The 13,725-nt window shown below is 41.3% G+C and carries 12 protein-coding genes; 2 read left to right on the forward strand and 10 right to left on the reverse strand.

Annotated elements, in window-relative coordinates; all coding sequences use genetic code 11:
* The first annotated feature begins 4 nt into the window (after positions 1-4).
* Positions 5-1,036 (forward strand): LacI family DNA-binding transcriptional regulator, encoded by a 1,032-nt coding sequence (locus QNH28_RS01220; RefSeq protein ID WP_283909824.1) that lies wholly within the window; start codon positions 5-7, stop codon positions 1,034-1,036.
* 169 nt (positions 1,037-1,205) lie between these two features.
* Here QNH28_RS01220 and QNH28_RS01225 read toward each other — a convergent pair whose 3' ends face one another.
* The 6 genes from QNH28_RS01225 to udk all read right to left on the reverse strand — a co-directional run bounded on the left by QNH28_RS01225 (position 1,206) and on the right by udk (position 7,433).
* Complete coding sequence (locus QNH28_RS01225) at positions 1,206-2,318, reverse strand: GerAB/ArcD/ProY family transporter (RefSeq protein WP_283909825.1); 1,113 nt, start codon at positions 2,316-2,318, stop codon at positions 1,206-1,208.
* Between the two features lie 21 nt (positions 2,319-2,339).
* Positions 2,340-3,545, reverse strand: coding sequence for a Ger(x)C family spore germination protein (locus QNH28_RS01230; protein WP_283909826.1), 1,206 nt, complete (start codon positions 3,543-3,545; stop codon positions 2,340-2,342).
* A 44-nt stretch (positions 3,546-3,589) separates the two neighbouring features.
* On the reverse strand, positions 3,590-3,820 hold the full coding sequence (locus tag QNH28_RS01235) for a hypothetical protein (RefSeq protein WP_076286654.1): 231 nt from the start codon (positions 3,818-3,820) through the stop codon (positions 3,590-3,592).
* 24 nt (positions 3,821-3,844) lie between these two features.
* Positions 3,845-4,957, reverse strand: a complete 1,113-nt coding sequence (locus tag QNH28_RS01240) for a GerAB/ArcD/ProY family transporter (protein ID WP_283909827.1) — start codon at positions 4,955-4,957, stop codon at positions 3,845-3,847.
* Between the two features lie 97 nt (positions 4,958-5,054).
* Positions 5,055-6,647, reverse strand: coding sequence for a spore germination protein (locus tag QNH28_RS01245; protein WP_283909828.1), 1,593 nt, complete (start codon positions 6,645-6,647; stop codon positions 5,055-5,057).
* Positions 6,648-6,806: 159 nt separating this feature from the next.
* Positions 6,807-7,433, reverse strand: coding sequence for a uridine kinase (udk, locus tag QNH28_RS01250; protein WP_283909829.1), 627 nt, complete (start codon positions 7,431-7,433; stop codon positions 6,807-6,809).
* A 157-nt stretch (positions 7,434-7,590) separates the two neighbouring features.
* On the opposite strand from udk, the gene QNH28_RS01255 reads away from it, so the two are divergent.
* Positions 7,591-8,703, forward strand: a complete 1,113-nt coding sequence (locus tag QNH28_RS01255) for a threonine aldolase family protein (protein ID WP_283909830.1) — start codon at positions 7,591-7,593, stop codon at positions 8,701-8,703.
* Here QNH28_RS01255 and QNH28_RS01260 read toward each other — a convergent pair.
* The 4 genes from QNH28_RS01260 to QNH28_RS01275 are packed head-to-tail and all read right to left on the reverse strand — an operon-like array spanning position 8,677 to position 13,690.
* Positions 8,677-9,993 (reverse strand): glycosyltransferase family 2 protein, encoded by a 1,317-nt coding sequence (locus QNH28_RS01260; RefSeq protein ID WP_283909831.1) that lies wholly within the window; start codon positions 9,991-9,993, stop codon positions 8,677-8,679. The genes QNH28_RS01255 and QNH28_RS01260 overlap by 27 nt on opposite strands.
* Before the next feature lie 19 nt (positions 9,994-10,012).
* The gene (locus QNH28_RS01265) at positions 10,013-11,560 is read right to left on the reverse strand and encodes an MATE family efflux transporter (RefSeq protein ID WP_283909832.1); all 1,548 of its coding nucleotides are present in this window, start codon (positions 11,558-11,560) and stop codon (positions 10,013-10,015) included.
* Complete coding sequence (locus tag QNH28_RS01270; RefSeq protein WP_283909833.1) at positions 11,535-12,662, reverse strand: polysaccharide pyruvyl transferase family protein; 1,128 nt, start codon at positions 12,660-12,662, stop codon at positions 11,535-11,537. Before QNH28_RS01270 ends, QNH28_RS01265 begins: the two co-directional genes overlap by 26 nt.
* Positions 12,659-13,690 carry a glycosyltransferase family 2 protein gene (locus QNH28_RS01275; protein WP_283909834.1) on the reverse strand — a complete coding sequence of 344 codons (1,032 nt, stop codon included), beginning with the start codon at positions 13,688-13,690 and terminating at the stop codon, positions 12,659-12,661. Before QNH28_RS01275 ends, QNH28_RS01270 begins: the two co-directional genes overlap by 4 nt.
* Positions 13,691-13,725: the final 35 nt, after the last annotated feature.

A 13,725-nucleotide genomic window follows, 5' to 3' on the forward strand; every position in this document is an offset into this window, starting at 1 on the left:
AGAAATGGAGAGATTGACTATCATAGATATCGCCAAGTTATGTGGGGTTGGCGTGACTACAGTATCTAGAGCTATAAATAATCATCCGGATATTAATGAAGAAACAAAAGCGATGGTTATGAAAGTCATCAAAGAAAACCATTATGTACCGAATAATAGTGCCAGAAATTTAAAACGGTCCGATTCGAAAACGATTGCAGTATTGATCAAAGGGATATCTAATCCATTTTTTAGCCCGATGATTAAAGTATTTGAAAAAGAGATCCAACGAAAGAAGTACTCCTTTATCCTACAGCGAGTCGATGAGAATCAAGATGAGATCGAAGTGGCGATTGAGCTGGAGAAAGAAAAGCGTCTGAAAGGAATTGTGTTCCTGGGGGGATTATTCTCACACTCTCAAGAAAAATTACAGCAATTAACGGTTCCATTTGTCCTCAGCACGATCGGGATGACGGAAGAGTTTGATCTAAGTAACTATTCTTCTGTATCTGTAGATGACTTTAATGAGAGCTATAAAATTGTAGACTATTTATGTAATCTGGGACATGAGAAAATCGCAGTCATTACCGCGCCAGAGGATGATGTGAGTATCGGTAAGTTGAGATATGAAGGGTATAAGAAGGCTCTTTCTGATCATGGAATAGTTTATAATGAACGGCTAGTACGGCGGATGAAAGAAGATATTGATAGCTATAGTATGGAAAATGGGTATGCGGTTACAAAAGAACTACTGGATTCAGGAGAAGAGTTTACTGCTATTTTCACCTTATCGGATAGTATGGCCATCGGTGCTTGTAAAGCAATATTTGAAGCAGGCAAGCGAGTTCCTGAAGATTACTCTGTAGCTGGTTATGACGGACTGGATATTTCCTTCTATTATAATCCCTCTATCACTACCATCAAACAGCCAGTAGTAGAAATTGCGGAGGCGACGATTAAGATTCTGTTTGATCTCATTAATAAGAAGGTCAATCATGCGCATCAGATTTTCCCCGCAGAATTAATGGCTAGAGAATCTACGAGATCTATATTGTAGTTTCAAAAAGTTCATATGTTTAAGTTTATTTACGAATCGGGGTGGGGAGATAGAACCGCAAGAGATTAAACTTAATGATATCAGCAGCATCACACGGTTTCTCACCGCATTTGGTGACCCTACTCGGATTCGGATTGTTACGTTATTAGGTAATAAAGGCCGCTCCTATTTAATTCCGAAATTTCAAGTCTTTGCTCAGTGCGCTTCGAAACATCCCCACACTTAACAATACCAAGGGTAGAAATAACCCGAAGGTTATAATGTAGTAAACCCAATAATTATCAAACACCGCGTTGTAATAGGTGTAATTCGGAGCAATGAGAGGTGCTAGCGCGATTAGGATCATCCCAGTAGGCAGAGTTAGCACCCGAAACTCTTTTAAGTTTAATAATTGGGATAACCCCAGAACGAAAGCATAGAAGTATAATGTTACTTCTATAAACAAGGTTAACATCCACATTAGAGCTATCATGGCTTCAACCCGCTCAAAGATCCCACCAACCGATATGCGTCTTGCTATGTTATAACTGGGATATATATCTCTGGTCGTTAAATCCGGACCTAGTACTAATACGGAAACAGTGACTGTCAGGAAGATGATAATCCCACCTAGGAAACAGCCTTGTAGTAAGGCTTTTGTTATTTTATTTTGTTGATTTACATAAGGGAGGAACATTAGAAAGACAACGGGTTCTAAGAAGGTGTAAGCCGAAATGGAGATGGACCCTCTTAGCACTGGCTTTATTCCGTCCTCCAATATGGGCAGCATTCTGACTATTTCCATCTGAGGAATAATGGCGACCGTTAGGATTAGAAATAGGACTATAACCATGGGAGTAAAGATCTCACCCGTTCGTCCGATAACCTCAATACCGAGTCGTGTTGCCATAATGACAATCAGTATAAATAAGATTAGAATGGCCGGAATAGGGGTTCCGGGTAACATTTCCGAGATCACGAAATCAGCGACTTCCCGCATACTTCCTACGGTAACGATGAGAAAATACATTAAGGTCAAAAGAGATAGAATAGTCCCTATCCATTTCCCAAAAACCTTCTGAATCACTTGGATAAGCGATAGGTTGGGGTATAACTTTGCGAATTTGCTGTACAAAAAAATGGCTAGTAAGCCTACAATCATTCCAATTAAGGAGGAAATCCAGGCATTTTGTTTGGCGTAGTGTGTAGTGGAAGGGGGGATTACAAGAATGGAATCCCCAATGGTAAGAAGCATAACAAGAATGGTAAGTTGACGAATACTTAATTTACCCTTTTCGAGCATGGCTTTTTTCCCTCCAATTTTTCACTTCGTCTCTTCCAAGAAAGAGTTAGTTACTTTCCCTAACTGGCGAATCTCTATGTTCATCTTTACGTTTACTGGCAAGTTAACAAAGGTTTGATCCCAATTATCCTTCAGTTTCTTCCACGCCTGTGGGTTAGAGCGATGGATGACCTCGCCAAATCCAAAAATATCGGATTTGTATTCTTGTTGTACTTTTTTAATCGTAGTCTGGAATAAATGGTCTATTTTCACGTTAGCGATTTGTTCTAATTCGGTGATGGTCTTTGGATTGGTGAGGTCTAGATCTCTACATTGAACCTCTCCTAAATCTGTTTCTATATGTTGCTCGATACTGATTTCTGGGTTGTTGCCATTCATGCTGCCTTTTACTTTTGATTCGGCCTCAAATATATCAAGAGATATCTTTTTACCTTTATCTTGGGGACAATTAATGAAGGAAATCGTACTCTTTACCTTATTCGTTAAGTAGTTATACACTTTTGATTCCTCTTGGTTTAGCCAACCGATCAATTTGTCCTCTTTGAATACGGCCAATCCAGAGTATTTCAATTCTGTTGGAGAATCTACGGTTTCTACATTCTTCGGAGTTTCTCCTGCATCTACATTTCCATTGATGACAACCCCTGTTAAGACTGGATTCTTACCCTTACTCACAAGTTCTGTAATCAGTGTTCCTAATGTCACAGTAGATGTAGGTGCCCATTTTTTCTCCGATGTTTCTAGGCTGGAAAACAATCGCACAGCAGGAATCTTTTCGAGGCTAGTTAATATTTTCAAAGTATCTTCTGCCCGGGCATCCTTTGCCACCACAATAAAGTAATCATTTCGCGCTTCGGTATCTCTTGACATGAAATCAAGAACGTCATTGATTCCCTCTTTAGCCAGAGCCTCGCTAAGGACTAAGATCCGCAGATGAGAGATGTAAATTTTACGTGGACTAATGGTTGTGATCTTCCTAAGCGCTTCATATACAGTATTTCCTGTCTCTTTGTAAAGGTTAACGGGTGATTGAGGACTTCCCCCTTTTGAGCCAGCGATTTGACTGGGTAAAACCACTTGTGCAGAAACTTGATATTGATCTCCGACCTTATCGATGCCGATCCCTACGGCAATCGCGAGATCATTCATTTCCTGTCGACTCCAGCAACCAGTTAACCCAATTTGTATGAGAACAAGAAGACAAAGTAGAAGTGATCTTCGTTTCATGGTGTATTCCTCCGTTAGATCTCTCGGGTTTAGTCCCATTATTTTTAAGATAACCAGGCATTTACCATGTCGGCTACAGGTTTATAGATGAACACCATCCAGGCTAACGGATCTGAGATCGAGATATTCATGACGTAAATCAGACTAAAAAAAGTTCCCAGCAACAGAAGAAATAAAAAAACCCAAAATTCCTTGATTAAATTTTTCCTCAGCATAAGAGGCACTTCGATGGCTATAATAACGGCTACAATGATGAGGATCACTACTATACCCAATGTTCACAACCTCCCAAACAATCTTTAGTTCCGAGATGTTAAGTCTTTGCTGAGTGCTCTACGAAATATGCCCATACTTAATAACACAAACGGTACAAAAATCCCGAAGGTTATAACATAGTACACCCAATAATTATCAAAAATAGCGTTATAATAAGTGAAATTCGGAGCAATGATTGGAGCGAGTGCCACTAAAATCATCCCTGTGGGTAAGGATAACACGCGATAATCTTTTAATTTTAATAATTGGGACAACCCCAGAACGAAAGCATAGAAGTACAAAGTTACTTTTATAAACAAAGTTAACATCCATTGTAGAGCTATCATGGCTTCAACCCGTTCGAAGAATCCGCCAACTGATATACGCCTTGCGATGTTATAACTGGGATAGACATCTCTAGTCGTCAGATCCGGACCTAACACCAGGATGGAGACGGTGAGCGTAATAAAAATTACAATACCGCCTAGAAGCGTACCCAGTAAGAAACTCTTTGTTATCATTTTTTGTTGATTTACATAAGGAAGTATCATGAGAAAGACAACTGTTTCTAAAAAGGTGTAAGTAGTGATGGAGATAGCCCCTCTTAGAACAGGCTTTATTCCGTTTTCCAATATGGGCAGTATTCTGACAATTTCCATCTGGGGAATAATAGCACTCGTCTGGATTAGGAATAAGACAATGAACATAGGAATGAAGAGCTCGCTAGCTCGCCCTATAACCTCAATACCCAGTCGTGTTGCCATAATCACAATCAGTATAAACAAGATTAGAGTGGCCGGAATAGGGGTTCCAGGTAACATTTCTGAGGTCACAAAATCACCGATTTCTCGCATACTTCCCACGGAAACCATAAGAAAATACATTAAAAATGTAAGGGATATAATAGTTCCTATCCATTTTCCAAAAGCCTTTTGAATCACTTGAATAAGTGTTAAATTGGGATATGACTTTGCGAACTTACTGTACATATAGACTGCTAATAAACCTGTTACCATCCCAATTAAAGTGGAAATCCAGGCATTTTGTCTGGCGTATTCTGTAGTGGAAGAGGGAATTATAAGGATAGAATCGCCAATAGTAAGGAGCATGACAAGAATGGTTAGCTGACGGGCACTTATTTTCCCCTTTTCTAACATGGTTTCGTTCACTCCTAATGATTACTTCATTTCTTCCAAGAAAGAGTTAGTTACTTTCCCCAACAAGCGAATTTTACAAAGATTTTCGTTTCAAGATTTATTCCTCCGTTAGATCTCCCGGTTTTTCTGGTGGTGTACTCTTTACCCTAACCATATTTTTTTGATTGATTAGCTTAGGGCGGGTAAACATAGCCCAACGGGGCATTCGGAAAAAGGTGTCCTTTTGATCAGCAAGATTAAACGGAGCTAACGGGCTCATATAAGGAACTCCAAAGGAGCGTAAGCTACACATATGAAGCACTATCGCGATAACCCCAATAATGATTCCGAACAATCCAAAGGAAGCAGCTAGAAACATCATTGGGAAACGAAGCATTCTGACCGTCAAGGCGAGATCAAAGGCTGGTAGAACAAAGCTGGAAATAGCCGTGATTGCGACAACAATGAGCATGGCGGCAGAAACAATACCGGCATCAACTGCTGCAGTCCCAATCACTAGAGTTCCCACAATAGAGACAGATTGGGCTATGGTTTGAGGCATTCTTACACTAGCTTCTCTTATAATCTCAAAGGCAAGCTCCATTAAAAGTGCTTCAATAAATGCTGGAAGCGGCACGCCTTCCCGTTGAGCAGCTAAACTAATGAGCAGCGTTGTGGGCAACATCTCTTGATGGAAGGTAGTAATAGCTACATATAAAGATGGGGCTAGTAGGGATATGAATATACAGAAATAACGGAGCATCCGAACTAGGGTGCTGACATCCGCACGTTGGTAATAATCCTCTGCGGTCTGCATAAAGGAAACGAACGTGGTAGGAACCATCATTACTTCAGGAGTGCCATCTACTAATATGGCTACTTTCCCTTCCAGTAGAGCAGAAGCGATCACATCAGGTCGTTCGGTATGATGAATGGTTGGAAATGGAGTATAGGTTTCATCCTCGATTAATTCCTCGATATAACCACTCTCCAAGATGCCATCGATGTCGATTCGATCTAAACGTGAATGTACTTCTTGCACCACCCCGTCATCTACAATTCCTTTGATATACATAATAGCTACATCGGTTTGGGTCACGCGTCCGATTTGTTGTGTTTCTAACCACAGATTAGGGTCTTTTATTTTCCGCCGGATTAAGGCGGTGTTGGTACGCATGCTTTCTGTGAAAGCTTCCTTGGGACCACGGATCACTGTTTCTGTAGCACTTTCCGTGACACCACGGTCTTTCCAACCACGCATACCAATCGTGAAGCCCTTGATGTATCCATCTAGTAAGAGAATCACATCTCCTGATAATAGGGAGGTTAACAAAGGATGGAACTCCGTCGCATCTTTGATGTCCCCAACGGTAAGCATGTGATTTCTTAATAAGGAATAATTGTCACTCTCAGGTTCTAAGCTCAAATCTGGAATTTCTAAGACAAGAGACTCCAGAATGAAATCCTGAATAGCTTTACTGTCAGCAAGTCCATCCGTATAAAAAATAGCGGCTTTCATTTGTTGCTTGGAGCCAATGAAGAAATCTCTGACCACAAGGTCTGTGCTATTGCCGAGTGCTGTTTTTATATGTTCAATATTATCTTGAAGGTTTTCCTTGAGAGGCTCTTTAGGTAATTCTTTAGTGGGGTTGGGGTGCCCTAATGTAGGGTTTTTGAATATTTTAGTGATGGTTCTGTTCAGAAATCCCATAGTTGTTATCCCTCTTCCGCAAGCTGCTGTGAAATTAGCTATTACCAAAATGAGGTGGGATTATTCTTTGAATAATCTACTGCGGATTTGGGGATGAGCATGCAAAAAAGCCGTCGAGAGAATCTCGACAGCTAGGGTAGAACTACATATTTAACATCTTTAGGACGTCCAGTCGTTCGTCAGATGCTTCTCAGTTAATATGGACAGCAACTGGATACCCACCTCATTATGGCCACCTTCTGGGATGATCAAATCGGCGTATTTTTTGGATGGCTCAATAAAAGCTTCGTGCATCGGTTTAACCGTGCTCAAATATTGGTGATGGATCGACTGGATGCTCCGACCACGTTCCTCGATATCACGGAGTACCCGGCGGAGGATGCGTACATCCGGATCAGCATCAACAAAGACTTTGATATCAAGCATATCGCGGAGGTTCTCGTCGGATAGAACATGGAGTCCCTCGATGATTACAATATTGTTGGGTTTCAGTTCTACGGTCTCCGTAGTGGAGCGGGCATGAACTGTGAAGTCATACACCGGTGCATATGCGGCCCTATCTTCTCGCAGACATTTAAGATGCTCAATAAGCAGCTCGTTGTCGAAGGCGAAAGGATGATCGTAATTGATGGATTCACGTTCAGCGAAGCTGAGGTGTGAATGATCTTTATAGTAGTTATCTTGAGATATGAAAGTTACCTTTCCCGTTCCAAGACGGTCAATGACGGAGCGGGCTACGGTTGTTTTTCCCGAGCCGGTGCCGCCGGCGATACCAATTATGAGCATGTGATTCAATAACCCTCCCTAAGATTGCCGTTGCAATTCCAATATTGTAGCACAGCGTTCATGTTTTTTCACCTTAGATCGGGTAAAATTAAGATGGGATTTTTTGAAATTCGTCTATATTAGGGACAAGGCAAACACGGAAGGGGCAATTCTACCAATGAACGGAAAAAAATTAGTGCAAGAGGCCTTTAATGAAACAACTTATCGAATCGTAGGACATGGGAATCGAGATGTTCAAGTCTTGAAGGAAGCCTTTGAAGCTGTAGAAGATAGTACACCATCTGATATTTATGGATCGGGAAAGGTGATTGAGGATTTCCAGTCGGAGATGGCGAAGCTTCTGGGAAAAGAAACAGCAGTCTTCTTTCCGAGTGGAACGATGGCACAGCAAATCGCCTTAAGAATATGGTGTGATGAAAAGGGACTTAAAAGCGTCGCCTATCATCCTTTATGTCATTTGGAGATCCATGAGCAGGATGGGTTGAAGGAATTGCATCATATCGAGCCTGTCCTACTTGCGGACAAGGATCGACTAATCACCTTGGATGATGTATTACAATTGAAGGAAGATATTGCTTGTCTGCTGCTTGAATTGCCGCAGCGTGAGATTGGCGGACAGTTACCAGAGTATAAGGAGCTTGAAGCGATTTCCGCACATTGCCGTGCTCACGGAATTAAGCTGCATTTGGATGGCGCAAGATTGCTTGAGACGCTTCCCTATTATGGCAAGACAGCTGCTGAGATCTGCGCCCTCTTTGATAGTGTCTATATCTCACTGTATAAAGGAATCGGTGGGATTGCTGGCGCGATTCTTGCAGGCGGTGAGGAGTTTACGAAGCAATCGAAGATATGGAAACGGCGGCATGGTGGCGACCTAATCAGTCTGTATCCATACATTATTTCCTCTGATTATTACTACCAGCAAAGAGTAAATAAGATGCAGCAGTATTATGAAGGGGCTAAGGAGCTTGCTGCTTTAGTTAATCAATGTCATGCGGTGACTACGTTACCTGCTGAGCCTGTCTCCAACATGTTTCATATGCATTTTCAAATATCTAGGGAGAGCATTGAACCGATCCTATCTTCTGTATATGAGGCAACAGGAATCGGCTTAAGCGCAGCGATAAGACCAACGGGAGAACATAGTTCTTATTGCGAGATCAGTATTGGAGACAAGTACGCAGACATCCCTAAAGAAGAGGTAAAAGGCTTCTTACTGCTGCTCGATAAGCTAATGCGTGAATCATCTTCCGAGCAGCGCTCGAAGTAACGAGATCCGTAATAATTGTTTTTTAATAAGCTTTGTACGGAATTCATTTCTTAATGGATTGTAGATCGGCGGGCAATGGTTAAGGGCCCAATGATACATGAATTTAAAGTCTGTAGCGTCTTTCGCAGAATTTAATAAATAGTATGAGATTGTATCATAAGCATTATGGTTAAACCATTCCGTCATTTCCTGCTCACTATATCCATATTTCTGAACGGCCATATTCTTAATCAACAGCTTCTCCTCCAGATTCTCAATTAAGAATCGCTGACTCAAATTAAAAGTAATGTTGTCCCCGTGTAATCTGTATACACCGGCGAGGGTATCTATGAAGCCAGCATCACCGACCAACAAGGAGCGCAGATAAATAGAAGCATCGTTGACCATGTTCATATGCAGGATATCCATAGCCATTAAAGCCTCGCGCTTAAAGACAGTTGTTAAGGTGGAGGAGGGCTTTGGATATCCTTTTTTCTCGAAATTCATGAAATAATCCTGCTTCTTAATAATCCTGCTTAGCTGTAGGCTACTGATCTTCAGTTGCTTGGCCTTTGAAAATTCAAGAAACACATTAGCAGCTACGAATGATATATCGGGATGATGATTGTGAAAGTCCACAGCCTTACTTAAATAATTCATGTCAATCAGATAGTCATCATCATCGAGAAAAAGAACATATTCACCATCACCATGAGCAGCGAAAGCTTTACGGCGATTGTTTCCCGGCCCGCTATTCTTTTCGTTCTGCATGTAGATTACCCGTGACTCGCCTCCGAAGCTTTGATGCATTAACTCTTCCGTGCCATCTGTAGAGCAATCATCAATAACTGTGATTTCTATATATGGATAGTCTTGCTTTAAGATGCTTTGGATCGCTTGATATAGGAATGCCTTTCTATTGTAAGTAGTGATAATGACACTGACCTTGGGATAATCGGCAAAGGCAAGAAGTGCCGGGTGCGAAGTATCCGTATGTGGGGACTGATGTTTGAGTGCAACTAACCCATGGATTAACCCGTCGATCTCTTCGTTCACGATACTGAATTGCTCTGACAGATAGAACCTTAATGCATCCTCTGAAGCTCTCTCTGTGAGATAAGCATGGATCACCTCAGATAAGGTTTCCAGAAAGGTTCTAACTTGCGGATTTTGTTCTTTATCTATGATCAGACGGCATCTTTGGAATATTTCTTTATCATCCAATTGAAGGGTAGATGAAGGGCTGATTTCATCATTAAGGTCATTTAGAAAGACGTAACAGGCTTGCTGTAAAACCTCGCTATGATCCATTTGGGGGCCTCCTGCTGTGTTATTTGGATAAACCACTTACCTTAGGTCTAGCTGCAATTTTACTTTTGAGTTTATATCGATACGTTTTGAGATGTCCCCATGTATACAGGAAAACTTCCCGTTCCATTAAGGAGGCAATTACGAAATATACGGGTAGGATCACAAGCCCTAACAGTACACCCCACAACATAATTCCTGCATAGGAATGGATAGGGATGTCGATGGCGCTGGAGATTAGAATAATGCCAACAAAAACGACTGCATTCGTAAGCCATCTTCTAAAAGTGACCCAAGGGCTCCGCTCCAGCAAATGTCTGCTAGCATAGACCACGATATCTATGGAGCGATACAAGAGAGCGGCTATCGTTCCCATCAATACACCGTAAATCCCCATAAAGATAACGAAGACAATAGAAGCGACTAGATTGATGGCGGATTCTAGAATGGAACGGTTCTGTGTGTTCTTGAAATGTCCGGCGATCGTAATCACATTATTGGAGGAAGCTCTGGCATTGGTTAATAATTTGATGACTACGAACAGGATCGGCAGCCACATATCGATATAATTCACGTCATTTACCCCAGCGGTATACAGTTTCATAAAAGGTAGAATTAGAATGTAAGCTACCGTTAGAATCGAGAAAATGAGCCCCATAAAATACACTTCGTAAGCATCATAAAATTTAATAAAGGCTTCTTTACTCTCATGAAAGCTCTGACCTAGAGCAGCTTTCACGCTTCCGTTTATGGTTTGGACAATGTTATCTACAATTGTAAAAATCATGTTGTACATGACATAAATGCTGACGATCTTTAAGTTCGTAAATATAGTCAGGATTAGCACGTCAGTATTTCTAAACACTAAGTAGGAGATCTCATGGACTAACACGGAATTTTTTTGACCAATGGCTTCATAGTCTGGTTTGAGATTAAGGTTGATCCATTTGTAATGCTTATTGATATAGATATAGAAGACGACGATTTGAAGTATGGTCAATATGAAATAGGAAGCTTGCACAGCGATGATGTTAACGCCTTGAAGTAATAACAGAATCCGAACCACATTGTTCAGAATATTAGCCACGGTGACTATAGAAGTCTCTACATAGCTTTTTCCCTCTGCAGCGAGAAGGACTTTGAATTTTCCTTGAAAATAATAATTGATCGCTCCACCCATTCCTGTAAGTAAAATAATGAGCATAACCGATAATCGATCGATGTCAGAAGTGATCACTAATGGATACAGGGTGGCGAGTAGAAGGACGGCGAAGAAATAATAAATGCCTGTTTTTTTATAATAGCTAGAGGTGGCGGCCAGAATAGAGTTGATGTGGTTCTTATCATCCGAAGCTACTGGCTTGTATAGGGCTTGGATCGAAGCGGCGCCTACGCCGGCTTCCAGCAGGGCCAAATAACTAATGATCTGTACAATAGAAGCGATTAATCCGTTTGCTTCAGAGCCATAGTTGACCATAATCAGTCGGGGGATGAAAAATCCGAGGATGATCGTGATGAGCTGACTCCCGAGTCCAAAGGATAAGTTAAGAATGCTCCGCTTGGCTCTCATAACGTATCCTCCTTTCGTAAAGCGATAAATACGTATCCAGCTGCTCAAAATGTCTTTCGGCATGTTTCGCTTGCAGCGTGACATCCATGTAGTGAGCAGTCATGCTTTCAAAAACCTGCGCAGGCTGGAGCTGCTCCAGTGTAGTGAAATCGGTATATAACCCATTGAACTGGGCATCTTCCATTACGTTGATCATTTTTTTGCTGTAAGCTACGGGAAACACTGGTTTACCCAATACCCAGCCCAGAATCATCGCATGGAATCTTGAAGCTACGATAAAGCTGGAATGGGCTAGAACGGCCAAGACCTCTTCCATATTCGTTTTGTATAAATGCACTTGGATGGAATCCTCATAAGAGGGGCCCATAAGACTCTGGATTTCCTCAATCGCCAGCTGATCGCCTTCGTGTTCACAAAATGACATGAAATGAACAGCGTAGCCTTTTTCAATGAAATAAATTGCGAGTTCTTTCATTTTTTCATAATAGAGGTTGTCAAAACCGTTCAGACCTTTAGCAGAAGGCTTAATGACGGATAAGACGATATAATCCTTTGATTCGGTTTGAAGATCTAGCGGGTCAAGCTGAAAAATAATATCGGGTGCTAAACGGACATGATCCAGATCCTCGAATAAATCATAAGAGTACTTTTCTCTAAAGCAGATGTCTGTATAGTCCTTAAAAATCCGCTTGTGTTCCTCATAATATTCATTATCTGTATAAGGGCCAAAATTGGCTCCTAATAAATAGTAGGGTTTATTCTTATTCCGGATGGCTTCTGCGTTCTTAAAATGCTCCTCCCAATGCTCTGCCTGCATAAAGATCGAGCCACCGATATGAACAACGCCGTCGGAGCGATTGGCCATATATTTTTGCGCCAGATTATGTATCTTTAACCTTCTGCAAATAGAGGCAATGCCTCTTAAGAAAAGGGAATCAGAAGGATACACTTTGAGGTTCTTGATCTCTTTGAAGCATAGCTTGTATAAGCGTGGAGCGCAGATTCTGAATTCGGTATCCGGATATCTCTCACATAGCACCTTAATGAATAAATCATCGCCCAAATTAAATTCGGTATAGGCATAGATCAGCATCTTTTTCATAGTCTAGATTCCTTTCGCTTGAACCTGGATAAGCCTCTCTCCACAGAAATGAATCTGTGATATAGAAGCGGGGAGATTAAGAATGCTCGGATATAAAGGGCTAATCTTCGATCATTCCCTCTATAACGTCTTATGAGTTCATACATTTCTTGATTTAGTTCAGGATAGGTATGGTCGATGTCGCGAAGTAACTCTTGAATGCTTACGCCTTCTGTCTCATTTAGACAGGTCTTTAGGTTGAAAAAGTAGTTCTCGATCAGCTCACGATTTCTTATATAAGGGGATATCGTATCTAACTGCTCAAAGGGATGGGCCTCGAAATAGGCATCGACCCGTTTGAATACATCGACGACATCAAATTTTTTCACATTATAGCTGTTGGAAATCGACGTGTTTCTTTGTAAATAAAACGATAATATATCCGGTAACGTGATGACTCTTGCGGCTCTGGATAAGGCTTTGTAAATAAACTCCTGATCTTCTCCATTCACACAGCGCTCCGTATATTTGAGCCCATGAAGGAGTAGTAATTCCCGTTTGTACGCAATGCTCCCTGTCCATATTCGTAAGCTTTTGTTCACGAGAATATGAGTCAGCGCTTCACTACCTGTGATGCCGCTATAAGCAGAGGCGTAGCTCAAAATAGTAACTCCATCCTCTGAAACATGGTTATATCCCCAGCAAATAATCTCAGGGTCTGATGCTTGAGTATTGTTATGAATGGTTCGTACTAAGTCTGTAGAGATATAATCATCTCCATCTAGAAACAACACATATTTCCCTGTGGCTTCTGCTAAGCCTGTATTTCTAGCCGCACTTACCCCTTGATTCTCTGTTCGAATAACTTTGCAGAAAAGTTTGGGGTTAAGTGAAAGTATCGATTCTATAACGTTGTAGGTGTTATCCGTAGATCCATCATCTACGATAATGACCTCGAATTGCTGTTCGTTTTGGTCAAGGAGTGAATTAAACATAGGGGTTATATATTGTTCGATATTGTATACAGGGACCACAATGCTTAAATTCATGTGCTCGCTCCTTTCCTGTGTAAAACTGGATGATA

The organism is Paenibacillus sp. G2S3 (assembly GCF_030123105.1).
In the GTDB taxonomy this organism is placed as follows: Bacteria; Bacillota; Bacilli; order Paenibacillales; family Paenibacillaceae; genus Paenibacillus_AQ.

Excerpts from the sequence above, each read along its gene's own strand:
- QNH28_RS01220 (WP_283909824.1), top strand. The coding sequence starts at position 5 with ATGGAGAGATTGACTATCATAGATATCGCCAAGTTATGTGGGGTTGGC.
- QNH28_RS01225 (WP_283909825.1), bottom strand. The coding sequence starts at position 2,318 with ATGCTCGAAAAGGGTAAATTAAGTATTCGTCAACTTACCATTCTTGTT.
- QNH28_RS01230 (WP_283909826.1), bottom strand. The coding sequence starts at position 3,545 with ATGAAACGAAGATCACTTCTACTTTGTCTTCTTGTTCTCATACAAATT.
- QNH28_RS01240 (WP_283909827.1), bottom strand. The coding sequence starts at position 4,957 with ATGTTAGAAAAGGGGAAAATAAGTGCCCGTCAGCTAACCATTCTTGTC.
- QNH28_RS01245 (WP_283909828.1), bottom strand. The coding sequence starts at position 6,647 with ATGGGATTTCTGAACAGAACCATCACTAAAATATTCAAAAACCCTACA.
- udk (WP_283909829.1), bottom strand. The coding sequence starts at position 7,433 with ATGCTCATAATTGGTATCGCCGGCGGCACCGGCTCGGGAAAAACAACC.
- QNH28_RS01255 (WP_283909830.1), top strand. The coding sequence starts at position 7,591 with ATGAACGGAAAAAAATTAGTGCAAGAGGCCTTTAATGAAACAACTTAT.
- QNH28_RS01260 (WP_283909831.1), bottom strand. The coding sequence starts at position 9,993 with ATGGATCATAGCGAGGTTTTACAGCAAGCCTGTTACGTCTTTCTAAAT.
- QNH28_RS01265 (WP_283909832.1), bottom strand. The coding sequence starts at position 11,560 with ATGAGAGCCAAGCGGAGCATTCTTAACTTATCCTTTGGACTCGGGAGT.
- QNH28_RS01270 (WP_283909833.1), bottom strand. The coding sequence starts at position 12,662 with ATGAAAAAGATGCTGATCTATGCCTATACCGAATTTAATTTGGGCGAT.
- QNH28_RS01275 (WP_283909834.1), bottom strand. The coding sequence starts at position 13,690 with ATGAATTTAAGCATTGTGGTCCCTGTATACAATATCGAACAATATATA.